Source organism: Pseudomonas phoenicis (assembly GCF_047302395.1).
Taxonomy (GTDB): Bacteria; Pseudomonadota; Gammaproteobacteria; order Pseudomonadales; family Pseudomonadaceae; genus Aquipseudomonas.
Genome location: NZ_CP154852.1, coordinates 3,270,947 through 3,295,257 on the forward strand (window position 1 = coordinate 3,270,947; position 24,311 = coordinate 3,295,257).

The 24,311-nt window shown below is 65.5% G+C and carries 26 protein-coding genes, 1 pseudogene and 1 riboswitch; of the genes and pseudogenes, 19 read left to right on the forward strand and 8 right to left on the reverse strand.

Annotation, left to right across the window (positions count from 1 at the left end; translation table 11 throughout):
* Nucleotides 1–58: 58 nt before the first annotated feature.
* A pseudogene (locus tag AA0Z93_RS14675) lies at nt 59–763 on the reverse strand (mechanosensitive ion channel domain-containing protein); the annotation flags it as partial.
* Nucleotides 764–869: 106 nt separating this feature from the next.
* Between AA0Z93_RS14675 and AA0Z93_RS14680 the strand changes: the two are divergent.
* Nucleotides 870–2,246 (forward strand): DEAD/DEAH box helicase, encoded by a 1,377-nt coding sequence (locus AA0Z93_RS14680; RefSeq protein ID WP_314490841.1) that lies wholly within the window; start codon nt 870–872, stop codon nt 2,244–2,246.
* 328 nt (nt 2,247–2,574) lie between these two features.
* Here AA0Z93_RS14680 and AA0Z93_RS14685 read toward each other — a convergent pair whose 3' ends face one another.
* Nucleotides 2,575–2,847 carry a hypothetical protein gene (locus tag AA0Z93_RS14685; protein ID WP_413048169.1) on the reverse strand — a complete coding sequence of 91 codons (273 nt, stop codon included), beginning with the start codon at nt 2,845–2,847 and terminating at the stop codon, nt 2,575–2,577.
* A 156-nt stretch (nt 2,848–3,003) separates the two neighbouring features.
* On the opposite strand from AA0Z93_RS14685, the gene AA0Z93_RS14690 reads away from it, so the two are divergent.
* Nucleotides 3,004–3,411, forward strand: a complete 408-nt coding sequence (locus AA0Z93_RS14690; protein WP_413048168.1) for a transcriptional regulator — start codon at nt 3,004–3,006, stop codon at nt 3,409–3,411.
* A 132-nt stretch (nt 3,412–3,543) separates the two neighbouring features.
* Here the strand turns inward: AA0Z93_RS14690 and AA0Z93_RS14695 are convergent, their stop codons facing one another.
* Nucleotides 3,544–3,888, reverse strand: a complete 345-nt coding sequence (locus AA0Z93_RS14695) for a hypothetical protein (protein WP_413048167.1) — start codon at nt 3,886–3,888, stop codon at nt 3,544–3,546.
* A gap of 220 nt (nt 3,889–4,108) precedes the next feature.
* Entirely contained in the window at nt 4,109–4,555 is a 447-nt protein-coding gene (locus tag AA0Z93_RS14700; protein WP_413048166.1) for a hypothetical protein, read from the reverse strand.
* A 311-nt stretch (nt 4,556–4,866) separates the two neighbouring features.
* On the opposite strand from AA0Z93_RS14700, the gene AA0Z93_RS14705 reads away from it, so the two are divergent.
* The 3 genes from AA0Z93_RS14705 (at nt 4,867) to AA0Z93_RS14715 (ending at nt 6,842) form a co-directional block, all read left to right on the forward strand.
* Nucleotides 4,867–5,793, forward strand: coding sequence for a DMT family transporter (locus AA0Z93_RS14705; protein ID WP_413048165.1), 927 nt, complete (start codon nt 4,867–4,869; stop codon nt 5,791–5,793).
* A gap of 214 nt (nt 5,794–6,007) precedes the next feature.
* Complete coding sequence (locus tag AA0Z93_RS14710; RefSeq protein WP_314490828.1) at nt 6,008–6,133, forward strand: PA1414 family protein; 126 nt, start codon at nt 6,008–6,010, stop codon at nt 6,131–6,133.
* A 106-nt stretch (nt 6,134–6,239) separates the two neighbouring features.
* Nucleotides 6,240–6,842 carry a tRNA-uridine aminocarboxypropyltransferase gene (locus AA0Z93_RS14715; RefSeq protein ID WP_413048164.1) on the forward strand — a complete coding sequence of 201 codons (603 nt, stop codon included), beginning with the start codon at nt 6,240–6,242 and terminating at the stop codon, nt 6,840–6,842.
* Nucleotides 6,843–6,900: 58 nt separating this feature from the next.
* Here AA0Z93_RS14715 and AA0Z93_RS14720 read toward each other — a convergent pair whose 3' ends face one another.
* Genes AA0Z93_RS14720 through purM form a run of 3 tightly spaced genes read right to left on the reverse strand, consistent with a single transcriptional unit; the run spans nt 6,901 to nt 9,331 of the window.
* Nucleotides 6,901–7,611: a DUF3108 domain-containing protein gene (locus tag AA0Z93_RS14720; RefSeq protein ID WP_413048163.1), complete on the reverse strand. Its 711-nt coding sequence runs from the start codon at nt 7,609–7,611 to the stop codon at nt 6,901–6,903.
* An 8-nt stretch (nt 7,612–7,619) separates the two neighbouring features.
* Nucleotides 7,620–8,273, reverse strand: a complete 654-nt coding sequence (purN, locus tag AA0Z93_RS14725) for a phosphoribosylglycinamide formyltransferase (RefSeq protein WP_413048162.1) — start codon at nt 8,271–8,273, stop codon at nt 7,620–7,622.
* Nucleotides 8,273–9,331, reverse strand: coding sequence for a phosphoribosylformylglycinamidine cyclo-ligase (gene purM, locus AA0Z93_RS14730; protein ID WP_314490819.1), 1,059 nt, complete (start codon nt 9,329–9,331; stop codon nt 8,273–8,275). Before purM ends, purN begins: the two co-directional genes overlap by 1 nt.
* A gap of 365 nt (nt 9,332–9,696) precedes the next feature.
* On the opposite strand from purM, the gene hda reads away from it, so the two are divergent.
* The 3 genes from hda to AA0Z93_RS14745 all read left to right on the forward strand — a co-directional run bounded on the left by hda (nt 9,697) and on the right by AA0Z93_RS14745 (nt 11,853).
* Nucleotides 9,697–10,401 (forward strand): DnaA regulatory inactivator Hda, encoded by a 705-nt coding sequence (hda, locus tag AA0Z93_RS14735; protein ID WP_296269031.1) that lies wholly within the window; start codon nt 9,697–9,699, stop codon nt 10,399–10,401.
* Between the two features lie 130 nt (nt 10,402–10,531).
* The gene (locus tag AA0Z93_RS14740) at nt 10,532–11,173 is read left to right on the forward strand and encodes a C40 family peptidase (protein WP_296268889.1); all 642 of its coding nucleotides are present in this window, start codon (nt 10,532–10,534) and stop codon (nt 11,171–11,173) included.
* 137 nt (nt 11,174–11,310) lie between these two features.
* On the forward strand, nt 11,311–11,853 hold the full coding sequence (locus tag AA0Z93_RS14745) for a C40 family peptidase (RefSeq protein WP_413048161.1): 543 nt from the start codon (nt 11,311–11,313) through the stop codon (nt 11,851–11,853).
* 79 nt (nt 11,854–11,932) lie between these two features.
* Here AA0Z93_RS14745 and AA0Z93_RS14750 read toward each other — a convergent pair whose 3' ends face one another.
* Nucleotides 11,933–13,243 (reverse strand): PQQ-dependent sugar dehydrogenase, encoded by a 1,311-nt coding sequence (locus tag AA0Z93_RS14750; protein WP_413048427.1) that lies wholly within the window; start codon nt 13,241–13,243, stop codon nt 11,933–11,935.
* Between the two features lie 227 nt (nt 13,244–13,470).
* Nucleotides 13,471–13,695: riboswitch (cobalamin riboswitch) on the forward strand.
* A gap of 124 nt (nt 13,696–13,819) precedes the next feature.
* On the opposite strand from AA0Z93_RS14750, the gene cobO reads away from it, so the two are divergent.
* The 11 genes from cobO to AA0Z93_RS14805 all read left to right on the forward strand — a co-directional run bounded on the left by cobO (nt 13,820) and on the right by AA0Z93_RS14805 (nt 24,261).
* On the forward strand, nt 13,820–14,431 hold the full coding sequence (gene cobO, locus AA0Z93_RS14755; protein ID WP_296268886.1) for a cob(I)yrinic acid a,c-diamide adenosyltransferase: 612 nt from the start codon (nt 13,820–13,822) through the stop codon (nt 14,429–14,431).
* On the forward strand, nt 14,428–15,723 hold the full coding sequence (locus AA0Z93_RS14760; protein ID WP_413048160.1) for a cobyrinate a,c-diamide synthase: 1,296 nt from the start codon (nt 14,428–14,430) through the stop codon (nt 15,721–15,723). The genes cobO and AA0Z93_RS14760 overlap by 4 nt, the downstream gene beginning before the upstream one ends.
* A complete protein-coding gene (bluB, locus tag AA0Z93_RS14765; protein ID WP_413048159.1) occupies nt 15,720–16,370 on the forward strand; it encodes a 5,6-dimethylbenzimidazole synthase in 651 nt (216 codons plus the stop codon). Before AA0Z93_RS14760 ends, bluB begins: the two co-directional genes overlap by 4 nt.
* Nucleotides 16,367–17,275 (forward strand): adenosylcobinamide-phosphate synthase CbiB, encoded by a 909-nt coding sequence (cbiB, locus tag AA0Z93_RS14770; RefSeq protein ID WP_413048158.1) that lies wholly within the window; start codon nt 16,367–16,369, stop codon nt 17,273–17,275. The genes bluB and cbiB overlap by 4 nt, the downstream gene beginning before the upstream one ends.
* Entirely contained in the window at nt 17,268–18,260 is a 993-nt protein-coding gene (gene cobD, locus AA0Z93_RS14775; protein WP_413048157.1) for a threonine-phosphate decarboxylase CobD, read from the forward strand. Before cbiB ends, cobD begins: the two co-directional genes overlap by 8 nt.
* Nucleotides 18,257–19,711, forward strand: a complete 1,455-nt coding sequence (locus tag AA0Z93_RS14780) for a cobyric acid synthase (protein WP_413048156.1) — start codon at nt 18,257–18,259, stop codon at nt 19,709–19,711. The genes cobD and AA0Z93_RS14780 overlap by 4 nt, the downstream gene beginning before the upstream one ends.
* 193 nt (nt 19,712–19,904) lie before the next feature.
* Complete coding sequence (gene cobU / locus AA0Z93_RS14785) at nt 19,905–20,426, forward strand: bifunctional adenosylcobinamide kinase/adenosylcobinamide-phosphate guanylyltransferase (protein ID WP_413048155.1); 522 nt, start codon at nt 19,905–19,907, stop codon at nt 20,424–20,426.
* Complete coding sequence (cobT, locus tag AA0Z93_RS14790) at nt 20,423–21,508, forward strand: nicotinate-nucleotide--dimethylbenzimidazole phosphoribosyltransferase (RefSeq protein ID WP_413048154.1); 1,086 nt, start codon at nt 20,423–20,425, stop codon at nt 21,506–21,508. The genes cobU and cobT overlap by 4 nt, the downstream gene beginning before the upstream one ends.
* Nucleotides 21,505–22,077 carry a histidine phosphatase family protein gene (locus AA0Z93_RS14795; protein ID WP_413048153.1) on the forward strand — a complete coding sequence of 191 codons (573 nt, stop codon included), beginning with the start codon at nt 21,505–21,507 and terminating at the stop codon, nt 22,075–22,077. The genes cobT and AA0Z93_RS14795 overlap by 4 nt, the downstream gene beginning before the upstream one ends.
* Before the next feature lie 143 nt (nt 22,078–22,220).
* Nucleotides 22,221–22,958: an adenosylcobinamide-GDP ribazoletransferase gene (locus AA0Z93_RS14800; RefSeq protein WP_413048152.1), complete on the forward strand. Its 738-nt coding sequence runs from the start codon at nt 22,221–22,223 to the stop codon at nt 22,956–22,958.
* Nucleotides 22,959–23,148: 190 nt separating this feature from the next.
* A complete protein-coding gene (locus AA0Z93_RS14805) occupies nt 23,149–24,261 on the forward strand; it encodes a glycoside hydrolase family 5 protein (protein WP_413048426.1) in 1,113 nt (370 codons plus the stop codon).
* Nucleotides 24,262–24,311: the final 50 nt, after the last annotated feature.

Here is a 24,311-nt window from a genome sequence, read left to right on the forward strand (position 1 = left end):
AGGTTGTCCATTTTTTGAAGGAATTCCTGGGTATTAGTCAATCGGTGAAAACTCACGGGTAGTTCTGCACCTTGACCGTGTTCAGGCTGATGTCCACCACGTCGCCATCGGCACCCACTTGCGGCATTTCGATCCAGTCGCCCACATGCAGCATGTCGTTGCTGGTCAGCTGCACGCTGGCCACGAACGACAGCAGCGTGTCCTTGTAGACCAACAGCAGCACCGCCGACATGGCGCCCAAGCCCGAGAGCAGCAACAGCGGCGAGCGGTCGATCAGGGTGGCGACGATGACGATGATGGCGAACACCCACAGCACCATCTTGGCCAGTTGCACGTAGCCCTTGATCGAGCGGGTGCGGGCGTGTTCGGTGCGGGCGTAGATGTCAAGCAGGGCGTCGAGCAGGCACGACAGCGCCAGGCTCAGGAACAGCAGCGTAGTGGCCAGGGCGACGTTGTCGAGGAAGTGCTCGGCGGTGGCGCCCAGTTGCGGCACCAGTTTCAGGCCGAACTGGATCACCAGCGACGGTACGGTCTGCGCCAGGCGGTGCAGCACTTTGTTGTGGCGCAGGTCGTCGACCCAGCGCAGCGCCGGTTGCCGTGCCAGCAGGCGGGCGCCGTGCAGCACCACGAAGCGGGCCAGGCGGCCGAGCAGGAAGGCGATCAACAGCAGCACGGCAAGGCCCAGGCCTGCGTGCAGCATGGGGTGTTGGTCGAGGGTGCCCCAGACATCCAGGGCTTCGGTCCACAGTTGTTGGAAGTTCATAGCGATCAGCAAAACCTGTGTAGCGGTGTGGTGTGCACTCGGCGTGCACGCGGGGGAGGGAGTTTGCCAAAAGAAACTCGGCTCCTTCGGCGGAAAACGTTACCCTATGCAACTGAATTCCCGCTACTTGTCCGAGGTTACCTCCGTGTTTTCCCAACTCACCCTGCACGAACGCCTGCTCAAAGCCGTGGCCGAGCTGAATTTTGTCGAGCCGACCCCGGTGCAGGCGGCGGCCATTCCCTTGGCCCTCGAAGGGCGAGACCTGCGGGTGACCGCGCAGACCGGCAGCGGCAAGACAGCGGCCTTCGTGCTGCCGATGCTCAATCGGCTGATCGACCTCAAAGGCCCGCGTGTGGAAATCCGTGCCTTGATCCTGCTGCCCACCCGTGAGCTGGCCCAGCAGACCCTCAAGGAAGTGCAGCGCTTCGCTCAGTTCACCTACATCAAGGCTGGACTGGTCACCGGCGGGGAAGACTTCAAGGAACAGGCCGCCATGCTGCGCAAGGTGCCGGACGTGCTGATCGGCACCCCTGGCCGTCTGCTCGAGCAGCTCAACGCCGGCAACCTCGACCTGTCCCACGTGCAGGTGCTGGTGCTCGACGAGGCCGACCGCATGCTCGACATGGGTTTCGCCGAAGACATGGAGCGTCTGTGCCACGAATGCGCCAACCGCGAGCAGACCCTGCTGTTCTCCGCCACCACGGGCGGCGCTGCCCTGCGCGACATGATCGGCAAGGTGCTGAAGGAGCCTGAGCACCTGATGCTCAACAGCGTCTCGCAATTGGCCGAGGGCACTCGCCAGCAGGTCATCACCGCCGACCACGATCAGCACAAAGAGCAGATCATCCAGTGGCTGCTGGCCAACGAGACCTTCAAGAAGGCGATCATCTTCAGCAACACCCGGGTCATGGCCGACCGCATCTACGGGCATCTGGTGGCCAAGGACATCAAGGCCTTCGTGCTGCACGGCGACAAGGACCAGAAAGACCGCAAGCAGGCCATCGACCGCTTCAAGGAAGGCGGCTCCAAGGTGCTGGTGGCCACCGACGTGGCGGCCCGTGGCCTGGACATCGACGGCCTGGACCTGGTGATCAACTTCGACATGCCACGCAGTGGCGACGAGTACGTGCACCGCATCGGCCGTACCGGCCGCGCGGGTGGGGAAGGGTTGGCGATTTCGCTGATCACCCACAACGATTGGAACCTGATGTCGAGCATCGAGCGCTACCTGAAGCAGCAGTTCGAGCGCCGGGTGATCAAGGAAGTCAAAGGTACTTACAGCGGGCCGAAGAAGGTCAAGGCGTCGGGCAAAGCCGCTGGCGTGAAGAAGAAAAAGACCGATAAGAAAGCCGGAGACAAGAAGGCGGGTGACAAGAAGGTCGCAGCCAAGCGTAAGCCAACTGCCAAGCCGAAGAAGAACGCGCCGCTGGCCAGTGCCGATGGCATGGCGCCGTTGAAGAAGCGGGCGCCGGCTGCTGAGTGAGTTATGTATTTGCCGGGGCGCGGCCGTAGTGGGCGGTGATGCTTTGGTGATGTTTCATTAGATTTATGGCAGTCAGTTGGGAATGGGTGGGAGCCGACGGTCTTTCGCCTATTACCTGCCGACCGGCCGGCTTGGCTCAGGCGATGCGCTGATGCCAGGTCTATGGTGTTGAGGCTGTTGGGCCGGCGATGCCGGCCATCGCGGCTAAAGCCGCTCCTACAGGGGGGCATATGGGGATTCTGTGGTCGTGCCATGCCTTTCAGGCGTTCGTGGCCCGGCGGAGCATTGAACTGGCGGCTCCTAAGGCATTAACTGACCCGCATCGCTTTTAGCCTGTCTTCTTCTCTGCCGCTTTCAACTCCTGCATACGGCGGTCGATCAGTTGGCATTTGTCCGGTAAGTCCTTGCTGGCGCTGTCCAACTGCATGTTCTGCAACTCTTCGTTGATCTCCTTGGCTTTCTGCGGATTCTGTTCGGTCAGTTGTGTGACCAGGTCGGCCAGTTCTTCGCGTTTGGCGGTGGCTTCTTCCGGTGTGCAGGCCCAGGCGGGCAGGGCGCACAGCAGTGCGGCGGCACAGGCCAGATTCGAAAGTGGTTTCATAGTGCAGGCTCCATTGCAGATGTCAGCGGTGGAGCAGCCACGATTGGCGAAGTTCAGCGAAACTGACTGAGCAGTCAGTCTGGATCGTTCTGAACACTGCTTCGCCGTGCCGGTCCCAAGCATGTCATTCATCCGTTGCTTCGCGAGGTTACGCCGATGTCTACCTATGACTGGGATCTGATCGAACGCCTGCTCCATGAAGTGCAAAACGGTGCAGGCGAAAACTTCACGCCACGCCCTTACGCCGAGCAGCACGCCGCTGCCAAAGCCGCCGCCGGCGAGTCGGTCGGGGATGTCGATGAGCTCAAGAGCCGTGCCTGCGAGTACGAGAAACTACTGCTCGAACGCGGTTTCATCGATCATCGCCCGGAAAGCGAGGGCGGCAATGGCGAGAACTTCGTGCTCACGCCGACCGGTTCGCGGCTGTTGAGTTTGATCGACAGCAGCATTCCGGGGTTCGAGCATCCGCGTCAGGTACTGGACGAGCAGTCCGATGCGTTGGACCCGACTACGTTCGAGCACGTCTCGGCCAAGGTGCAGATCTCTGGAGGGGCATACCAATAGGCGTGAGCGCACAGGTCTCACCTGTTGGAAGAATGCCGTGGTCGTTCGGGTGTATGGACGATCACGGCTCACGTGGCATGGACGTTGGTAAAAGCGACCGTGTCCGAATGGAGACAGTTCGGGCCGTCGCAGTTATTCGTAGATCTTGCCGCAGTACAGGAATACCGCGAACTGTTGCCACGGATTGGAGGGTGGCAGCCCTTGGCTGATCCCGAAGTCGCTGTCCTCGGCCCAGGCAATGGCACTTTCCAGGAATCCCTCGACCGTAACGTTCTGCCAGTCCGTATCGTCGCTGGAACATGCGGTTTTATCTGCCATGAGAGCGCGTGCGAAGCGTAGGAAGGTTTGGGGGTCATGTACCTGATGGAGCAGGGGTTGCAAATCCACTGTTGTCTGTCCTTTTTGGCTCTGTCTGAAAAATTCCGATACTCGTCCAGACTGCGTTGAAGACCCGTTCGGAATGCTCATGTATTTCACTACACTGCGCTCCTTCGCCGATTTTGGCGGGGCCACCTTTGGCGGGGCCACCTTTGGCGGGGCCACCTCCGGCGGGGCCGCCCTCAGCCTTGCCTGGCCTTCGTCTCAGAACTTTCGGACAAAGCCTGGCAAACGAGCACAGGGCGCGAGTGCGACGCCGATGGGTGCCTGAATGTCTGTCGGTGATGCAGCGGCTGGATATCATATTGACCGTGCCTGCTCAGTAGCACATCTGCCTGTTCCCCCCGAAATCCAAGTAACCCTCGGCAGTCACCGCGAAGCACCATGTCCCGGACGAATCGAAGAAGTAATGATGCTGCGGGATGTCGTTGACCACATAGGCCAAAAACGCTGGAAAGATCTCGGGCCTGATCGACAGCGCAACGTTGAGCGCGGCGTCGTTGATATAGAAAATCTCCCCGTGTTCAGGCAGTTTGCTCAACACGTCGCCGGCTTTCAGGAAAGCATTCAATTGCGGTGTGCAGTCGGCTTGGCGCAGATCGATAGGCTGCGTGCGATGCCAGTTCAACCGCCCCCAAGCGATTTTCGAACCTTGCCAGGGAAACGCAGTGGACAGTATGTCCGCTATCGGCTCCCAGTCTTCGATGACGTTTGGTTGGGGGCTGAACCTCTTGATCTCCATCAGCACCTGATCTTCGATATTCATGTGGGTCCCTCTGTGATCCGAATGCGGGTCGAACGGCACTTGCCATTCAATGGCTGATGGCCAGACAACGTGCAGCGTGTAAGGCCCCTATATTTAACATCTTCGATTGTGGGTGCCCTAAGATCACCGTGCCCAATCCTGTGGAATGCCAAACCCAACCTGACTGTCGACCGAATGACGTCGCCGGTGTCGGCTCGTGCTCCGAACTTTTCGTTGAGCCCCTGGCGAGCGAAGAGGCTGCACCGGATAATCCCCCGCTTTCATGTATCAAGAGCCATTGCCATGCCCACGCTTTACCTTAGAGGCCACTCATGAGCGCAGTGCGCAAACAGCCCGACCGCTTCGCTTTCCAGTTGATGATGCTGCTGTGCCTGATCTGGGGCAGTCAGCAGATCATGATCAAGTGGGCCGCGCCGGACATCGACCCGGTGATGCAGGCGGCCTTGCGTAACGGCATCGCCGGGCTGCTGGTGGGGCTGCTGGTGTGCTGGCGGCGGGAATGGGGTCAGCTTGCCCAAACATGGCGCGGTGGGCTGTTGGCGGGTGCCTTGTTCGGCTTGGAGTTTCTGTTCATCGCCGAAGGGTTGAAGCTGAGCTCGGCGGCGCACATGTCGGTGTTTCTGTACACCGCACCGATCTTCACGGCGTTGGGCCTGCACTTCATGTTGCCCAGCGAGCGTTTGCGCCTGTTGCAATGGGTAGGCATTGCCCTGGCCTTCGCCGGTATCGCCACGGCGTTCGCAGGGGGTACGCCGTTGAGCGAAATGGATGGACGGGTCCTGCTGGGGGATGCCTTCGGCGTGCTGGCCGGCCTTGCCTGGGGGGCCACCACGGTGGTGGTGCGTGGCTCGCGCTTGTCGGAAGCGCCAGCGTCGTTGACGCTGTTCTACCAGTTGCTGGTGGGCTTTGCCGGTTTGCTGGTGGTGGCGCTGCTCAGCGGCAAGATCGGCCAGGTGTCGCTGACGCCGTTGGCCATCGGCAGCGTGCTGTTCCAGGGGGTGGTGGTCTCGTTCGTCAGTTACCTGACCTGGTTCTGGTTGCTGCGCAAATACCTGGCCTCCAATTTGGCGGTGTTTTCGTTCGTCACGCCTTTGTTTGGCGTGACGTTCGGCGTGCTGTTGCTGGGCGAGTCGCTGAGCCTCAATTTCGTGTTGGGCGCGTTGTTGGTGCTGGGTGGGGTAGTGCTGGTCAGTGCCGAACCCTGGGTACGTCGGCAGTTGCGGCGGTGGCTCGGTTGAGCACTGCGAAAGACTGCCTGAACGGATATGCGATCTTCAGCAACAAAGGGAAATAGTTAGCCGACTGTCGGGACTGTCCTTCAGCCCTTGAACCAAGGCAGACTTACCTCCATCTGTAGGATTAGTTGGGTGCGTAGTGCAGTAATCGGATTAGGATCTGTACGAAACATCGCTGAAACGTTTTGCCGTAAGGCTTACCCGTAAAGGGGGCACCATGAACGACCGTATGCACAACTGGCTCCACGACCTCGGCGTCGCGCTTGGCCTCATTCCACCGCCCTTACAGCCGGTGCCGATTCCTACTGACGAGCAGCGCAAGCGCCAGCCGCGCCGACGTTGATCGCAAAGCCGACACCGCATCCGCAGGTGTCGGCTTTTTTCATGGACCGGGCAAGCGCTGGATGTTCTTCGAGTTGTGGCACACTGCCGCCGCTTAGGAGAAGCCCATGTCCCGACCTCGTTGCGAGCGCTGCCTGCGTCCGCTCACCCATTGCCTCTGTGCGCTGATTCCGCATCTGCACAGCCGCCACCGCGTATTGCTGCTGCAGCACCCCAGCGAGAGCGCCCATGCCTTGAACACCGCCCGGCTGGCCGCGCTGGGCCTGACCAATGCGCAACTGGCGGTGGGCGAAGTGTTTTCTGAGCTGGCCGATTGGCTGGCCCTGCCCGGCTACCGGCCGGTGCTGCTGTTTCCGGGGGATGCGGCGGTGACGCTTGCCGATACGGGTTCGGCAGCAGATCCACGGCCACTGTTGCTGGTGGTCCCCGACGCCACCTGGCGCAAGGCGCGCAAGCTGCTGTACCTCAATCCTGCCTTACAAGCGTTGCCACGCGTGACGTTGAGCGGCGGTGGGGTATCGCGCTACCGCGTGCGCAAGGCGCCCACGGCGGAGGCGTTGTCGACCATAGAGGCCGTGGTGCAGGCGTTGAACGAGTTGGAGGGGGAGGGGCGATTCGATGCGTTGCTCAGGCCGTTCGAGGCGCTGATCGAGGGGCAGATCCAGGCGATGGGTGAAGAGACGTTCGCACGCAACCATGGGGGTAGGTGAATCGATCGGGGCCGCTGTGCGGCCCCGGTCTGTGTAGCTTGCGACTCCAGTCGGTAACTCAGTTGCCCTTCACCGACTTGCCGTCCACCGTGCCATCCTGCAGCACGATCACGTACTCCTTGCCGTCGGTTTCCACCTGGCGCAGTTGCACCAACAGGTAGTCCCAGCTTTTGGCGAACCACAGCTCGGTGATGCGCTTGCTCTGGCTCGGATCGCGTACGCGTTCGACCTTGATCGCCTCGACGTTGCCGGTTTTGGTGGCGACGCTTTCGGCGCCCAGCACGCGGAAGTCGTAGGTGTCGATTTCGTCGCCATCGACAACCTGGTAGGTCATGCTCTTCTTGCCGGCGGCGACGTCATGCTGCAACGCCAGCTGATACGAAGACTTGTCCAGCACACCGCGGTTGAGCGGCAGACTGACGGCATCGCCGCGATCGCTGCCGGTGACCTTCTTGCCTGCCCAATCGAACTTCAGGTCGACCTTCTTGGCCTTGCCCAGCCCGCCGCGCTCGAAGTGGTACGTCTGCGGTTGCAGCGTATCGTTCTCCATGCGCACGGTGCTTTGCTCGGTCAGGCTGGCGATCATCATCGAGGCTTTGAAATTGAGATCCCAGGTGCCGTTGGCGTTCTTCACTAGGCTACGCTCGGCGGTGCCACTCATGGGCAGTTGCTTCCAGTCGGCGGTGTAGCTGGCCGAAAACGGCTTCAATTCAGCGGCCTGCAAGGGCAGGGCGAGCACGGCGAGAGCCATGAGCAGGGCACGACGCATACATTCTCCTAAAGTCGGATCAGGTGACCGCTGGCCGGCAGCGGCGAGCCATCGAGTAACGCACCCCGGTCGCCAAGGCGCAAGCGCCCTTCGGCGAACCAGCGCACGGCCAGCGGGTAGATCTGGTGTTCCTGGTGGTGCACACGCTGAGCCAGGCTCTGCGCGGTGTCGCCAGGTTCAACGGGAATCACTGCCTGTACGACCAACGGCCCACCATCGAGTTCCTCGGTGACGAAGTGCACGCTGCAGCCGTGCTCGGCATCGCCCGCTTCAAGGGCGCGCTGATGCGTGTGCAGGCCCTTGTAGCGTGGTAGCAGGGAGGGATGGATGTTCAGCAGACGCCCTTGGTAGTGGCGAACGAAATCGCCACTGAGGATGCGCATGAAGCCGGCGAGGATCACCAGGTCGGGTTCGAAGCCGTCGACCAGCGCCATCAGCGCCGCGTCGAAGGCTTCGCGCCCGTCGAAACCGGTATGTTCCAACAGTGCCGTGGGAATCCCGGCAGCCTTGGCCCGTTGCAGGCCATAGGCATCGGCGCGGTTGGCGATCACGCCGCACACGCGCACCCGGTTGTGCGCGTCGCGGCTGCTGTCGATCAGGGCTTGCAAGTTGCTGCCGGAACCCGACAGCAACACCACCACGTTGCAGAAAGCCTCGGGCATCAGTGTGCCTTGACGTTGTGCAACACCACCTGTGCGGCGCCTTCGGCGGCCTGCTCGATACGGCCGATCACCCAAGGCTGCTCACCGGCGTCGCGCAGCGAAGCGAGGGCTGCATCGACGTGCTCTTGCGCCACGCAGATGACCATGCCCACGCCGCAGTTGAGCACGCGGTGCATTTCGTGTTCGTCAACGTTGCCTTTTTCCTGCAGGAAATCGAACACCGCCGGGCGCTGCCAGCTGGCCACGTCGACCACGGCCTGGGCGTTCTTGGGCAGTACGCGCGGGATGTTGTCGAGCAGGCCGCCACCGGTGATGTGGGCCATGGCCTTGACCGCGCCGGTCTGCTTGATCAGTTGCAGCAGGGGCTTGACGTAGATGCGCGTCGGCGCCATCAGCAGGTCGGCCAGTGGCGTACCGTCCAGTTGGGTGGCGTCGATGTCGGTGCCGGACACTTCGAGGATCTTGCGGATCAGCGAGTAGCCGTTGGAGTGCGGGCCGGAAGACGGCAGCGCGATCAGCGCGTCGCCTGTCGCGACTTTGGAACCGTCGATGATCTCGGCCTTTTCCACAACGCCCACGCAGAAGCCGGCCAGGTCGTAGTCTTCGCCTTCGTACATGCCGGGCATTTCAGCGGTTTCACCGCCGACCAGCGAGCAGCCGGCCAGTTCGCAGCCGGCACCGATGCCGGTGACCACGGTGGCGGCCACGTCGACGTTGAGTTTGCCGGTGGCGTAGTAGTCGAGGAAGAACAGCGGCTCGGCGCCACAGACCACCAGGTCGTTGACGCACATGGCGACCAGGTCCTGGCCGATGCTGTCGTGCTTGTTCAGGTTCAGCGCCAGGCGCAGCTTGGTGCCGACGCCGTCGGTGCCGGAGACCAGCACAGGCTGTTTGTAGCCGGCCGGGATCTCGCAGAGGGCGCCGAAGCCGCCCAGGCCACCCATGACTTCAGGGCGTGCGGTGCGCTTGGCCACGCCCTTGATGCGTTCGACCAGTGCTTCGCCGGCGTCGATGTCTACACCGGCGTCCTTGTAGCTCAGGGAGGGTTGCTTGCTCATTGATCCAGGCCTTTAACGGGGAGGGATTCGGGAAAACGACCCTGACGGGCAAGACCGGCGGTGGCGGCCGGCTGCCGGAGACGTCAGCGGTCTGCGAAGGCGCGCGATTTTATCAGGCTTGCCACGCAGCGGCCATCCTCAGGCCGACGGGCAGGGCGCTAAATGGGCAAAAACAGCTGACTGTGCGGTATGCAAGCAAAGCCTCCATAGATAGAAGCGCACGGCCAATGCCACACGCCTGGCAAATCGCAAGCCGTTGATTTTCCTACCGCTGCCCGGCAGCGCGATTGTGCGCCCTGCACGGCGGGTATAGACTTTGCCGTCTTTTCACCTAAGGCCCCTGGGTTCTCGTGACCGCCGCCAGCATGAAACCGATCCAGTTGCCCCTGGGTGTGCGCCTTCGCGACGACGCCACCTTCATCAACTATTACCCCGGCGCCAACGCTGCGGCGCTGGGCTACGTCGAGCGGCTCTGCGAGGCCGACGCCGGCTGGACGGAAAGCCTGATCTACCTGTGGGGCAAACAGGGCGTAGGGCGTTCGCACCTGTTGCAGGCGGCCACGCATCGCTTCCAGCAGTTGGGCGAACCTGCGGTCTATCTGCCTCTGGCGCAGCTGCTCGACCGCGGCATCGAGCTGCTCGATCACTTGGAACAGTTCGAGCTGGTGTGCATCGACGACCTGCACGTCATCGCCGGCAAGGCCGATTGGGAAGAGGCCATGTTCCATCTGTTCAATCGCCTGCGCGACAGCGGTCGACGCTTGCTGTTGGCCGCTTCCAGCTCGCCCCGTGAACTGCCCATACGCCTGCCGGACCTCAAGTCCCGGCTGACCCTGGCGCTGATCTTCCAGATGCGTGGGCTTTCCGACGAAGACAAGCTGCGCGCCCTGCAACTGCGTGCTTCGCGCCGCGGTTTGCAGATGACCGACGAAGTGGGCCATTTCATCCTCACCCGTGGCACGCGCAGCATGAGCGCCTTGTTCGATCTGCTGGAGCGCCTCGACCAGGCCTCGCTGCAAGCGCAGCGCAAGCTGACCATCCCGTTTTTGAAGGAAACCTTGGGCTGGTAACTGCCCAAGCGCTGCCTTGGATCACTGCAAAAACGAAAAGTCACATTTTTTTCGATTAAATTTGCAAATGGTTACAGGTGACGGCATAGTCTCCCCCTTCCAAAACCACTTACTCGCCACGGTCGTGCCCATGCTTACTCGCTTCGCACCCCTCGTGCCTCTCGCACTGGTGACCCTGCTTTTTGGCTGTGCCACTCAACCCGGCACCGTTTCCCAGCCTCAGGTTCAACCACACGTCGCCTCCCAGGTTTCGATCAAGGCCAAGCCATCGGCCTCTTCCGTCTTCACCGAACAAGACCTGGCCCTCGACGAAGAACAACATCCCGTCTTTTCCAGCGCCCAGCCCTACAAGTTGCCCGTGCTGGCCGACAGCATTCTGGAGCGCGGCAAGGAGCTGATCGGTACGCGCTACCGGTTCGGCGGCACCTCCGAGCAATCGGGCTTCGATTGCAGCGGCTTCATCGGCTACCTGTTCCGCGAAGAGGCGGGCATGTCACTGCCGCGCTCGACCCGCGAAATGATCAACGTCGACGCGCCGAAAGTCGCTCGCAACAAGCTCAAGCCGGGCGACTTGCTGTTCTTCAGCACCAACGGTCGTGGCCGTGTCAGCCACGCCGGCATCTACCTGGGTGACAACCAGTTCATCCACTCCAGCAGCCGCCGCAGTGGCGGTGTGCGCATCGACAGCCTGGGCGATCGCTACTGGAGCAAGACCTTCATGCAGGCCAAGCGCGCTTTGGCCATGGCGCCGACCAATATCGCACGCAACTAATCGTTGCGGGGTGTTGTCGGTACACACGGCGATTAGCTGAAAAGCTAATCGCCGTGTGCATTTACAGAAAGCGTCTAATCTAATTTCTCAACTCTTTCCGGCTATGGCCGATCGGTTTCCTACAGGACGTTCCGACCATGACGACAATGGCGCGCTTCGCTTTCCTGATGTCCGTTGCACTGCTGGGTGCCTGCTCCAGCCAGGCTCCAGCCCCGGCGCCTGCGCCGGTGATCAAGCCGCAAATGACGTTCAACACCCAGCCGAGTTTCTCCCCCGTGGCCTCGGACGTGCTGTTCCGCGCCATCGGCCTGGTGGGCACGCCTTACCGCTGGGGCGGCAATACGCCGGATTCCGGATTCGATTGCAGTGGCCTGATCAAATACGTGTACAACGATGCCGCCGGCATCAGCCTGCCGCGCTCGACACGGGAAATGATCGTCATGCGCGCACCCAGTGTGAACATCAACGCGCTGCAGTCGGGCGACATCGTGTTCTTTGCCACTGGCGGCGGCTCGCAGGTCAGCCATGCCGGGATATATGTCGGGGAAGGGCGTTTCGTGCATGCGCCGCGCACGGGCGGTACGGTGCGCTTGGATTACCTGTCGAACAGCTATTGGGCCAAGGCCTATCTGCAAGCCAAGCGGATCATTCCGGCGGGGCATTTGGCGCAGAATCCGTAGAACACGATGAGCCTAGGCTGGACCGCTCAGCGGTCCTAGCCTGATCCACTGGAAACTGCGCTCGCTCTAATCGATCGGCTCACTGCCCAGCCTTCGTCACCCGCCAAACCACATTCCCCACATCGTCCGCCACCAGCACGCCCCCGCGCCCATCGCCCACCACCCCCACTGGCCGCCCCATCGCCTTGCCCTCGTCATTGACGAAGCCCCCCAGCAAGTCCAACGGCTGCCCACTGGGCTTGCCGCTGTCGTCGAACGGCACGAACAGCACCTTGTAGCCGCTGAGCGGTTTGCGGTTCCACGAGCCATGCTGGCCGATCAAGGCGCCTTGGCTGAAGGGCGCCGGCAAGGTGCCGGGTTCGATGAAGGTCAGACCCAGCGAAGCGGTGTGCGGGCCGACGGCGAAATCCGGCACCAAGGCGCTGGCGACCTTGGCCGGATCTTGCGGGTCGACGCGCGCATCCACATGCTGGCCGTAATAGCTGTAGGGCCAGCCATAGAAGCCGCCGTCCTTGACCGAGGTGATGTAGTCGGGCACCAGGTCGCTGCCGATCTCGTCGCGTTCGTTCACCGCCGTCCACAGGGCGCCGCTGTGCGGCTCCCACGCCAGACCGTTGGGGTTGCGCAGGCCGCTGGCGAACAGGCGCTGCTGGCCGTTGGCCGGGTCCACTTCCCAAATGGCGGCGCGGCCGCGTTCCTGCTCCAGCCCGTTTTCGCCGACGTTGCTGTTGGAGCCGACCGTCACGTACAGCTTGCTGCCGTCCCGGCTGGCGATGACGTTCTTGGTCCAGTGGTGGTTGAGCGGGCCGCCCGGCAAGTCGACCACTTTCTGCCCTGGATCGCGCAACTGCATGGCGCCTTCGGTGTAGGCGAAACGCAGCAGCTTGTCGGTATCGGCGACGTACAAGGTGTTGCCCACCAGCGCCATGCCGAAAGGTGAATTGAGGTTTTCGATGAACGGCACACGTAGCTCGGCGACGCCATCGTGGTCGGCATCGCGCAGCAGCGTGATGCGATTGGCGCTGGACACGCCGGCGCCCGCGCGTTTCATCACCTTCTCCGCGATCCAGCCCTTGACGCCCTTGCTGTCGTCGGGCTTGGGCGGGGCGTTGGTTTCGGCCACCAGCACGTCGCCGTTAGGCAGCACGTACAGCCAACGTGGGTGGTCCAGCCCCTCGGCGAAGGCTTTGACCTGCGTGCCCTTGGCGGCGATCGGTTTGCCACCGTCCGGCCAACCGATGGCCGGGGCGATGTTCACCGTGGGAATGAGCGTCTTGTTCGGCGCCGGCAGCTCGGGCGCCGGGCCCATGCCGTCGGAGACCTGCAAACGGGCGGACTCGCCACAGGCCACCAGGCTTGTGGTCAAGGCAATCAGCAAACCGACACGCATCCGGGCCATGCAGGCATCCTCCGCAAATGGGAACCATCGACAAGATTGAGAGAGGCCGTACTGGAGCGAGTTCACTCGCGATGGACCGCAAAGCGGCCCCGGTAGCCCTAGTGGCGTTCTGCCAAGGGAGTGGGCGAGCTGCAGTCGAAGGCGCTTTCCAGTCGTCATGCACAGCTACCCCACCCATTCCCGCCATCCACATTGACGCTCCCGGTGCAACCCTCTAACCTTCGCCGTTCGTTTCAGGTGCCCCGTGGACACGCTTCCACCGGGGTGAAACTGGGAAGCCGGTGGGCGCCACAGCGGTGCGATTCCGGCGCTGCCCCCGCAACGGTAGGTGAGTCGAGCGATGCGCACGGCCAGAAGGGTCATCCTCTGGTGAGCGGCACGCCGCCCGAGGGCCAAAGCCCCGCTCGCAAGCCCGGAGACCGGCCTGTCACAGTCTTATATCGGTATCACGGAGGGTGATGCGCGGTGCTCCGTGGCGTAAGGCCGTGGCTGCTGCGCGCCTCCGTGTCTGCCTGCCTTATCGACCCACCGGTGCCTGTTCGGGCGCCGTGGCCTGCGGAGACCCCCATGAACGAATCCCCCGAGCGCGACGAACGCCACCTGGCCCGCATGCAGCGCAAGAAAGCGCTGATGGACGACCGCATCGCCAATTCCCCCAACGAATGCGGCCTGCTGCTGGTGCTGACCGGCAACGGCAAGGGCAAGAGCAGCTCGGCCTTCGGCATGCTCGCCCGCGCCATGGGCCATGGCATGCGCTGCGGTGTGGTGCAGTTCATCAAAGGTCGCAACAGCACCGGTGAGGAACTGTTCTTCCGGCGCTTCCCCGAGCAGGTCAGCTACCACGTGATGGGCGAAGGCTTCACCTGGGAAACCCAGGACCGCCAGCGCGACATCGCCGCCGCCGAAGCGGCCTGGGCCGTGTCGCGACAACTGCTGCAAGACCCGGCCGTGGAGTTCGTCGTGCTTGACGAACTGAACATCGCCCTCAAGCACGGCTACCTGGACCTCGACCAGGTGCTGACCGACCTGCAGGCGCGCCCGCCCATGCAGCATGTGATCGTCACCGGCCGCGGCGCCAAGCCCGAACTGGTCGAACTGGCCGACACCGTGACCGAGATGGGTGTGGTCAAGCACGCCTTCCAGGCCGGCATCCGCGCGCAGAAGGGCGTGGAACTGTGAGCGAACGCCGACACTGCCCGGCGGTGCTGATCGCAGCGCCCGCCTCCGGGCAGGGCAAGACCACCGTCACCGCCGCCCTGGCACGCCTGCACCGCAACCTTGGACGGCGGGTGCGCGTGTTCAAGTGCGGGCCGGACTTTCTCGACCCCATGATCCTCGAACGCGCCAGCGGCGCGCCGGTGTACCAACTGGACATGTGGATGATCGGCGAGGCCGAAAGCCGGCGGCTGCTTTGGCAGGCCGCGGCCGAGGCCGACCTGATCCTCATCGAAGGGGTCATGGGCCTGTTCGACGGTACGCCGTCGAGCGCCGACCTGGCGCGGCATTTCGGCGTCCCGGTGCTGGCGGTGATCGACGGCACGGCCATGGCCCAGACCTTCGGTGCCCTGGCCCTGGGCCTGGCGCGCTACCAGCCCGACCTGCCGTTCGCCGGGGTGCTGGCCAACCGGGTCGGCAGCCTGCGCCATGCGCAATTGCTCGAAGGCAGCTTGAGCGAGGGGTTGCGCTGGTACGGCGGGCTGTCGCGCGAGCGCGGCATCGAACTGCCCAGCCGCCACCTGGGGCTGGTCCAGGCCAGCGAACTCAATGACCTGGACGCGCGCCTGGACGCCGCCGCGCAGGCGCTTGGCGAAAGCTGTGACGCCGCCTTGCCGCCTCCGGTGGGCTTCGACGCGCCGCAACCGGTCGAGGTGCGCCCAGCCCTGCAAGGCGTGCACATCGGCATCGCCCGCGACGAGGCCTTCGCCTTCGCCTACGGCGCCAACCTCGACCTGCTGCGCGCCCAGGGCGCGACCCTGCATTTTTTCTCGCCCCTGCACGATCAGGCGCTGCCCGCCGTCGACAGCCTGTACCTGCCCGGCGGTTATCCCGAGCTGCATCACCACGCCTTGGCCGCCAACGCGCCGATGCTGGCGGCGATCCGCGCCCACCATGGGGCCGGTAAACCGCTGTTGGCCGAATGCGGCGGCATGCTCTACCTGCTCGATGCGCTGACCGACGTCGCCGGCGAGCGTGCCGAACTGGTCGGGCTGCTGCACGGCGAAGCCACCATGCAGAAGCGCCTCGCGGCCCTGGCCCTGCAATCGGTGACGCTGCCAGAAGGCACGTTGCGCGGGCACACCTACCACCACTCGCTGACCACCACCGACGAGACGCCCATCGCCCGTGGCCTGAGCCCCAACGGCGGGCGCGGCAACGAGGCGGTGTATCGCCTGGGCCGCACGACCGCCTCCTACGTGCACTTCTATTTCCCTTCCGACCCCGAAGCGGCGGCGGCGCTGTTGCGACCATGAATGAACATGCTTTCACCGAAGCCGAACGGGCTGCGGTCTACCGCGCCATCGGCGAGCGTCGCGACATGCGCCATTTCGCCGGGGGCGAGGTGGCGCCGGACCTCTTGCAACGCTTGCTGCACGCCGCGCACCAGGCGCCGAGCGTCGGGCTGATGCAGCCCTGGCGCTTCATTCGCATCACACGCCGGGCGCTACGCAGCGACATCCATCGATTGGTCGAGGCCGAGCGTCTGCGCACCGCCGAGGCGCTGGGCGAGCGCGGCGACACCTTCATGCAGCTCAAGGTCGAAGGCATCCATGACTGCGCCGAGGTGCTGGTCGCAGCACTGATGGACCAGCGCGAAGCACACCTCTTCGGCCGCCGCACCTTGCCGGAAATGGACCTCGCCTCCCTGGCCTGCGCCATCCAGAACCTGTGGCTGGCCGCCCGCGCCGAAGGGTTGGGGTTGGGCTGGGTGTCGCTGTTCGATCCGCAGGCGTTGGGCGACTTGCTGGGTCTGCCGGCCGGCGCCAAGGCCGTGGCGGTGCTGTGCCTGGGGCCGGTCACCGCGTTCTACCCAGCGCCCATGCTGGTCCAGGAGCAATGGGCCCAAGCCCGGCCCCTCGAAGACATGCTGTACGAAAACCATTGGGGAGAGCGCCCGTGAGCGTCGCCATGCTGACCGTGGCCGGGGTGGCGCTCGACGCCTTGCTCGGCGAACCTTCGCGCCGCCACCCGCTGGTCGGCTTCGGCAACCTGGCGAGCGCCCTGGAGCGACGGCTCAACCCCGGTGGTCGCGGTTGGCGCAGCCATGGCGTGAGCGCCTGGTGCCTTGCCGTGCTGCCGCTGACGCTGCTGGCACTGATCCTGTCGTGGCTGCCCATCGTCGGCTGGCTGGTGGACGTGCTGGCGCTGTACTGCGCGCTGGGCCTGCGCAGCCTGGGCGAGCATGTGCTGCCGGTGGCCAATGCGTTGCGCCAGGGCGATCTGGACGAAGCGCGGCGCCGCGTGGGTTATCTGGTCAGCCGCGAAACCGCCGAGCTGGACGCGCCCGCCGTGGCCCGCGCCGCCACCGAATCGGTGCTGGAAAACGGCAGCGATGCGGTGTTCGCCACTTTGTTCTGGTTCGTCGTGGCCGGCGCGCCGGGGGTGGTGCTGTACCGCCTGAGCAATACCCTCGATGCGATGTGGGGCTACCGCAACGAACGCTTCGAGCGCTTCGGCTGGGCCGCAGCGCGGATCGACGACGTGCTCAACTACATACCCGCGCGGCTGGTGGCGCTGACCTACGCGTTGCTGGGCCAGACGCGCCTGGCGCTCGCTTGCTGGAAGCGCCAGGCACCGCTGTGGGACAGTCCCAACGCCGGCCCGGTGATGGCCGCCGGGGCCGGTGCCTTGGGCGTGGAACTGGGCGGACCGGCGGTGTACCACGGCGAGCTGCACGAGCGCGCGCGCCTGGGTGCGGGCGAGGGTGCCGACGCCACCGCCATCGAGCGCGGCTGGGACCTGGTGCAGCGCAGCGTGTGGCTGTGGTTGCTGATCATCTGCCTGGGAGCCTATCTGGATGCTTGAACACGGCGGACGGCTGCTGCGCGCCAGCCTCGACTACGGCATCGCCCGCGGCGACTGGCTGGACCTGTCCAGCGGCATCGCGCCCTGGGCGTACCCCATTCCCGAGATTCCCCTCGCGGCCTGGGCGCGTCTGCCGGAAAGCGAAGACGGCCTGGAGCAGGCGGCGCGTGCCTACTACGGTGCCACGCAGCTGTTGCCGGTGGCCGGCTCCCAGGCGGCGATCCAGGCCTTGCCGTTGCTGCGCGCGCGCAGCCGGGTCGGGGTGCTGAGCCCGTGCTATGCCGAGCACCCGCATGCCTGGCAACGCGCCGGGCACGAATTGCTGGCACTGGCCGACGACCAGGTCGAGGCCGCGCTCGAGGGGCTGGATGTGCTGCTGCTGGTCAACCCCAACAACCCCACCGGTCGGCTGCTGCCCCGTGCGCGCTTGCTCGACTGGCACGCACGTCTGGCCGCGCGCGGCGGCTGGCTGGTGGTCGACGAAGCCTTCATCGACAACGATCCGCGCCAGAGCCTGGCCGACTGCGCCGAGCGCCCAGGCCTGATCGTGCTGCGTTCGTTCGGCAAGTTCTTCGGCCTGGCCGGGGTGCGCCTGGGCTTCGTGCTGGCCGAAGCCGAGCTGTTGCAGCGCTTGGCCGAATCCCTGGGGCCATGGACCATCGCCGGGCCGACCCGCGTGCTGGGCCAGGCCTGCCTGGCCGACGGCGCCACCCACGACCTGCAACGCATCCGCTGCGCCGCCGCCAGCCGCCGCCTGGCCGCCCAACTGAGCGGCGCAGGCTTGGCGCCCAGCGGCGGCTGCGACCTGTTCCAGTACCTGCGCCTGCCGCAGGCGGCGCAGTTGCACGATTTTCTCGCCCGCCGCGGCATTCTCGTGCGTCTATTCCACGAGCCCGCCGCCCTGCGCCTGGGCCTGCCGCCCACTGCCGCCGACGAGCGTCGCCTCGGCCAGGCGCTGGCCGCTTATCAGAAGGACCACCCATGACCACCCTCATGGTGCAAGGCACCACCTCCGATGCCGGCAAGAGCACGCTGGTCACCGCGCTGTGCCGTTGGCTGCTGCGCCATGGCAACGCCGTGGTGCCGTTCAAGCCGCAGAACATGGCCCTCAACAGCGCCGTCACCGCCGACGGCGGCGAGATCGGCCGTGCCCAGGCGGTGCAGGCCCAGGCCTGCCGGCTGGTGCCGCACACCGACATGAACCCGGTGCTGCTCAAACCCAACAGCGACACCGGCGCCCAGGTGATCATCCATGGTCGCGCCGTGGCCAGCATGAACGCCGTGGCCTACCACGACTACAAGGCCATCGCCCTGGAGGCCGTACTCGCCTCGCATCGGCGCTTGCAGGCGCAGTACCCGGTGGTGATGGTCGAAGGCGCCGGCTCGCCGGCCGAGATCAACCTGCGCGCTGGCGACATTGCCAACATGGGTTTCGCCGAAGCGGTGGACTGCCCGGTGATTCTGGTCGCCGACATCAACCGCGGCGGCGTCTTCGCCCACCTGGTCGGCACCCTGGAGCTGCTTTCGCCCAGCGAGCAGGCACGGGTGAAAGGCTTCGTCATCAACCGCTTCCGCGGCGACATCGCCTTGCTGCAGCCGGGGCTGGACTGGCTGGAGGCGCGCACGGGCAAACCGGTGCTGGGGGTGTTGCCCTTCGTCACCGACCTGCACCTGGAAGCCGAGGACGGCATCGACCGCCGGCAGACCGCCAAAGAAGCGCAGGTGCTGAAAGTGGTCGTGCCGGTGCTGCCGCGCATCAGCAACCACACCGATTTCGACCCGTTGCGCCTGCACCCGCAGGTGGACATGCAATTCATCGGCCCCGGCCAGGCGATTCCGCCCGCCGACCTGATCATCCTGCCTGGCTCCAAGAGCGTGCGCGGCGATCTTGCGCAGTTGCGCGCCGGTGGTTGGGACACCGCCATCGCCCGCCACCTGCGCTACGGCGGCAAGCTCATCGGCATTTGTGGCGGCTTGCAGATGCTCGGCCATGACGTGCACGACCCCCACGGCCTGGAAGGGCCGGCCGGCAGCAGCGCCGGGCTGGGCCTGTTGGACTACGCCACGGTGCTGGAGCGGGAGAAGCAGTTGCGCAATGTGCAGGGCGAACTGACCCTGGGCCAGGTACCGGTGACCGGCTACGAAATCCACGCCGGCGTGACCCAGGGCCCAGGCCTGGAACGTCCGGTGGTGCAACTGGCCGATGGCCGCTGCGACGGTGCCCTGAGCGCCGACGGGCAGGTGCTGGCAACCTATCTGCACGGCCTGTTCGAGGGCCGCGAGTCGTGCGCCGCGCTGCTGCGCTGGGCCGGGCTGGAGGCCGTGCGGGAGATCGACTACCACGCCCTGCGCGAACGCGACATCGAGCGATTGGCCGATCTGGTCGAGCGCCATCTGGATACCGCACTGTTGCGCCGGTTGTGTGGAGTGGCCTGAACTCATGCATGGCTTTGTGCCTGGCGCGGCCCGTACGGACGAGCGCCCTTGGGCGGCAGACGTGAAGACCGACCTCCTGCCCCCTACGGGAGTGGTCTGAACCGATGCCGTCTTTTCAGCCCGTCGGGTGAGCGGTGTTCAGCCCTCGCCCTGACCGACGATCTCAGTCCCTTCAAAGGAAGCTCCTGAACCCATGCACAGTTTCATCCTCGGCGGCGCCCGTTCGGGCAAGAGTCGCCTGGCCGAAGGCCTGGCTGCCGACAGCGGCCTGGCGGTCACCTACATCGCCACCAGCGCACCGCTCGACGGCGAGATGCACGAGCGCGTGCGCCTGCACCGCGAGCGCCGCCCCAGCGAGTGGGCCTTGGTCGAAGAGCCCCTGGCCCTGGCCGAGGTGTTGCGCACCCATGCCGGCGAAGACCGCTGTCTGTTGGTCGATTGCCTGACCCTGTGGCTCACCAACCTGCTGATGCTCGAAAACGACGCGCGGCTCGATGCCGAATGCGCGGCGCTGCTCGACTGCCTGGCGCAGTTGCCGGGCCGGGTGATCCTGGTCAGCAACGAAACCGGCCTCGGTGTGGTGCCCCTCGGCGAACTGACCCGTCGCTACGTCGACCTGGCCGGCACCCTGCACCAAGCGGTGGCCGCGCGCTGCCAGCAGGTGGTGCTGAGCGTGGCCGGTCTACCCCTGACCCTCAAAGGACCTGCGCTATGACTTCATTCTGGTGGCAAGACGCTTGCTGTCCCGTCGATACCGCTGCCATGGCCCAGGCCCAGGCGCGCCAACAGCAACTGACCAAGCCTGCGGGCTCGCTCGGCCAACTGGAAACCCTGGCGATACGCCTGGCCGGCCTGCAAGGCTGCGAGCGGCCGAGCCTGGATCAGGTGGCGATCGGCATCTTCGCCGGCGACCACGGCGTGGTGGCCGAGGGGGTGTCGGCCTATCCGCAGGCAGTGACCGGGCAGATGCTCGGCAACTTCGTCGCCGGGGGCGCGGCGATCAGCGTGCTGGCGCGGCAACTCGACGCCAGCCTGGAGGTGCTGGACCTGGGTACCGTCGATGCGCAGCTGACGCTGCCGGGGGTGCGCCACCTGCGTCTGGGCGCGGGTACCCGTAATTTCCTGCGCGGCCCGGCAATGGACGAGGCGCAGCTGCACGGCGCCTTGCAAGCCGGTCGCGACTGCGCTTTGCGCGCCCGGTGCGGCGACGCCGGACGCAGCGGCGCCCGACGCAACTGCGCCCGCTTGTTCATCGGCGGTGAGATGGGCATTGGCAATACCACCGCCGCCGCAGCCGTGGCCAGCGTGCTGCTGGCCTGCGCGCCGGGCGACCTGAGCGGCCCGGGTACGGGGCTGGATGCCGACGGGGTGCGGCACAAGGCGGTGGTGATCGAGCAGGCCCTGGCCCTGCATGGGCTGCGCGCGGACGAGCCGCTGCGGGCGCTGGCCTGCGTGGGCGGCTTCGAAATCGCCGCCTTGGTGGGCGCCTATGTGGCCTGTGCCCAGGCCGGCATCGCGGTCCTGGTCGACGGCTTCATCTGTAGCGTCGCAGCGCTGCTGGCGGTGCGCCTGAACCCGGACTGTGCGGCCTGGTTGCTCTACGCCCACAGCGGCGCCGAGCCCGGGCATGCCCGCGTGCTGGCGGCCTTGCAGGCCGAACCGCTGCTGCAACTGGGCTTGCGCCTGGGCGAGGGCAGCGGTGCGGCGCTGGCGGTACCGCTGTTGCGCTTGGCCTGTGCGCTGCACGGACAGATGGCGACGTTCGCCGAAGCCGCCGTGGCGGATCGTCCGGCATGATCCTCGACCTCTTGCGCCACGGCGAGACCGAACTGGGCGGCGGCCTGCGCGGCAGCCTGGACGATGCCCTGACCGAGCTTGGCTGGGCGCAGATGGACGCCGCCGTCGCCGTTGCGGGGCCGTGGGACGTAGTGCTGAGCTCACCCTTGCAACGCTGCGCGCGGTTCGCCGAAGGGCTGGCCGAGCGCCTCGAACTGCCGCTGGACATCCTCCCGGCCTGGCGGGAGTTGCATTTCGGCAAGTGGGAAGGGCGCAGCGCGGCGCAGTTGATGCAGACCGATGCCGATGCGTTGGGGCGTTTCTGGTCCGACCCCTATGCCTACACACCGCCCGGTGGCGAACCGGTGGCAGCCTTCGCCGAGCGCGTGAAGCAGGCTTTGCGGCAGGCGCGTCAGCGTCATCGGGGCCAGCGGGTGCTGCTGGTGACCCACGGCGGGGTGATGCGCTTGCTGCTGGCCCAGGCCCGCGGCCTGCCGCGCGCGCACTTGCTGCAAGTGGAAGTGGGCCACGGTGCGCTGCTGCGTCTGGACCTGGATGGCTACGATGCCCATGACACGGAGATGCCTTGAGATGCCCATTGCTTCGCTGCGGTACTGCAAGCGTATCGAAAGGCTGTGGTCTCTACCCTGGCGCAGGCGTGAGCGGCAGGCTTCGCCGTCGTCGCTTGCCCAGCCTGGCTACCTTGGGCATCGCGCGACAGGAGCTTACTGACATGCTGCCTTGGTGGATCGCCCTGCAATTTCTCAGCAGCCTGCCGGTGAGCCTGCCGGGCATGCCGACGCCTGCCCAGCTGGGTCGCTCGGTATTGTGGTACCCGGCGGTGGGCCTACTCTTCGGCGCCTTGCTGTGGGCCGGCAGCCTGCTGCTGCACGGCAGTCCCACGCCGTTGCAGGCCGCGCTGCTTTTGAGCCTGTGGGTGGGCTTGAGCGGTGCGCTGCACCTCGACGGGCTGGCCGACAGCGCCGACGCCTGGTTGGGCGGCTTCGGCGATCGCGAGCGTACCCTGCAGATCATGAAGGACCCGCGCAGCGGCCCCATCGCGGTGGTGACCCTGATGCTGGTGCTGCTGCTCAAGTTCTGTGCGCTGTGGGCCTTGCTCGAACGGGGCGCCGGCGCCTGGTTGCTGCTGGCGCCGGTGGTCGGGCGCACGGCCTTGCTGGCGCTGCTGCGCGATACGCCCTATGTGCGTGCAGGCGGACTGGGCGCGGCCTTGGCCGAACACCTGCCGCGCGACCGCGCCTTGCGCGTGGTGCTGGGCTGCGCCGGCGGCTGCGTGCTGCTCGGCGGCTGGACCGCGGTGTGGCTCCTGTTGCTGGTGCTGAGCGCCTTCCATCTGCTGCGCCGGGCCATGTGCAAGCGGCTGGGCGGCACCACGGGCGACACTGCCGGCGCCCTGCTGGAGTTGCTGGAACTGGTGGTGGTCGTAGGGCTGGCGCTGGCCTTGGGCTGAGTCCTGGGAAAGGTCTGACAGGATTGGGCGACTCACCTCGCGCGGCGCATCCACACCCTGTAGACGCGCTGCCCCGCGAAGGCTGGTTAAGCTTCAGCCCCCTCCAACGACCGAGCCTTCCTCCATGCTGCGATGGTTACTCGCCGGCCTGCTGGCCCTGGCGGCCTGTTCGGCCTGCGCCGCCGATCTGATCGATTTCTGGGACGCGCCCCGCAAGGGCGGCAACAGCTTCAATCGCCTGCCGCCAGACCAGGCCTATTTCGACGCCCTGGCCGACTATGGCGCGACGTGGGTGCGCCTGTCCTATGACAAATGGGCGCCGGCCAAGCGCGACTTTCTCCTGGGCGATGCCGATCACTACCAAGGGTTGGTCGAGGCGGACCTGGCCACACTGGTGCAGGTGCTCGACCGCGCTCATCGGGCGGGGCTCAAGGTGGTCGTCGCGCCGCTGTCACTGCCTGGCATGCGCTGGTCGCAGAACAACGGCGGTGCGTTCGACGACCGGCTCTGGCAGCAACGCCGCTATTGGATGCAGGCGGCCGCCTTCTGGCGCGACCTGGCCAAGGCGCTGCACGCCCATCCTGCCATCGCCGCCTACAACCTGATCAACGAACCGGCGCCGGAGAAAATGGCCGGTTTGCCCGAGCATGCCGACGCGTTGGCCATGCGCCAGTGGTACGCCGTCCAACAGGGCGGCACGCGCGATCTGCCGGCGTTCTACCAGCAGTTAGTGGCGGCGATCCGCGAAGTCGACGGCGGCACGCCGGTCATGCTCGACGCCGGTTGGTACGCCGCTGCCGACGCCTTCGGCTATTGGCCGGCGCCGTTGGAGGATGCGCGAACGCTCTACAGCGTGCACATGTACGAGCCGTACGGCGCGACCAGCGCGCCCAATCTGCTGCGCGCGCAGCCCTACGCCTACCCGGGCGGTACGCCGTTCGCCGGTCGCTGGCAGCGCTGGGACGCCAGGCGCGTGCGTGACTATCTCGAGCGCCCCCTCCATTGGGCCGACGCCATGGGCGTGCCGCGTAGCCGCCTGGTGGTCGGCGAATTCGGCTGCATGCGGCGCCTGCCCGGCTGCGTGCAGTACCTGGAAGATGTGCTCGGTGTACTCGACGAGCACCGTTTGCACTGGGCGTTCTACAGCTTCCGCGAAGATGCCTGGGACGGCATGGACTACGAATTGGGCAAGGCCAAGGTGCCTTGGCGCTATTGGCAGGCGATGGAGCAGGGCAAGCCCGACCCGCTGCCGCGTCAGGCGACCGAGGCCTTCGAACCGATCCTGCGTCGGTTGCGCCAGTAGTATTTCGACACATTTTCCTGACATGCACTGTCAGGCGCTTTCGGCCTGTG

Coding starts and splice junctions, on each gene's coding strand:
- bluB (WP_413048159.1), top strand. CDS start 15,720: ATGAATGAACATGCTTTCACCGAAGCCGAACGGGCTGCGGTCTACCGC.
- cobO (WP_296268886.1), top strand. CDS start 13,820: ATGAACGAATCCCCCGAGCGCGACGAACGCCACCTGGCCCGCATGCAG.
- AA0Z93_RS14680 (WP_314490841.1), top strand. CDS start 870: ATGCAACTGAATTCCCGCTACTTGTCCGAGGTTACCTCCGTGTTTTCC.
- AA0Z93_RS14745 (WP_413048161.1), top strand. CDS start 11,311: ATGACGACAATGGCGCGCTTCGCTTTCCTGATGTCCGTTGCACTGCTG.
- AA0Z93_RS14705 (WP_413048165.1), top strand. CDS start 4,867: ATGAGCGCAGTGCGCAAACAGCCCGACCGCTTCGCTTTCCAGTTGATG.
- cobU (WP_413048155.1), top strand. CDS start 19,905: ATGCACAGTTTCATCCTCGGCGGCGCCCGTTCGGGCAAGAGTCGCCTG.
- purN (WP_413048162.1), bottom strand. CDS start 8,273: ATGCCCGAGGCTTTCTGCAACGTGGTGGTGTTGCTGTCGGGTTCCGGC.
- AA0Z93_RS14800 (WP_413048152.1), top strand. CDS start 22,221: ATGCTGCCTTGGTGGATCGCCCTGCAATTTCTCAGCAGCCTGCCGGTG.
- purM (WP_314490819.1), bottom strand. CDS start 9,331: ATGAGCAAGCAACCCTCCCTGAGCTACAAGGACGCCGGTGTAGACATC.
- AA0Z93_RS14715 (WP_413048164.1), top strand. CDS start 6,240: ATGTCCCGACCTCGTTGCGAGCGCTGCCTGCGTCCGCTCACCCATTGC.
- cobT (WP_413048154.1), top strand. CDS start 20,423: ATGACTTCATTCTGGTGGCAAGACGCTTGCTGTCCCGTCGATACCGCT.
- AA0Z93_RS14690 (WP_413048168.1), top strand. CDS start 3,004: ATGTCTACCTATGACTGGGATCTGATCGAACGCCTGCTCCATGAAGTG.
- AA0Z93_RS14750 (WP_413048427.1), bottom strand. CDS start 13,243: ATGCGTGTCGGTTTGCTGATTGCCTTGACCACAAGCCTGGTGGCCTGT.
- AA0Z93_RS14720 (WP_413048163.1), bottom strand. CDS start 7,611: ATGCGTCGTGCCCTGCTCATGGCTCTCGCCGTGCTCGCCCTGCCCTTG.
- AA0Z93_RS14685 (WP_413048169.1), bottom strand. CDS start 2,847: ATGAAACCACTTTCGAATCTGGCCTGTGCCGCCGCACTGCTGTGCGCC.
- AA0Z93_RS14780 (WP_413048156.1), top strand. CDS start 18,257: ATGACCACCCTCATGGTGCAAGGCACCACCTCCGATGCCGGCAAGAGC.
- AA0Z93_RS14710 (WP_314490828.1), top strand. CDS start 6,008: ATGAACGACCGTATGCACAACTGGCTCCACGACCTCGGCGTCGCGCTT.
- AA0Z93_RS14700 (WP_413048166.1), bottom strand. CDS start 4,555: ATGAATATCGAAGATCAGGTGCTGATGGAGATCAAGAGGTTCAGCCCC.
- AA0Z93_RS14740 (WP_296268889.1), top strand. CDS start 10,532: ATGCTTACTCGCTTCGCACCCCTCGTGCCTCTCGCACTGGTGACCCTG.
- cobD (WP_413048157.1), top strand. CDS start 17,268: ATGCTTGAACACGGCGGACGGCTGCTGCGCGCCAGCCTCGACTACGGC.
- AA0Z93_RS14795 (WP_413048153.1), top strand. CDS start 21,505: ATGATCCTCGACCTCTTGCGCCACGGCGAGACCGAACTGGGCGGCGGC.
- hda (WP_296269031.1), top strand. CDS start 9,697: ATGAAACCGATCCAGTTGCCCCTGGGTGTGCGCCTTCGCGACGACGCC.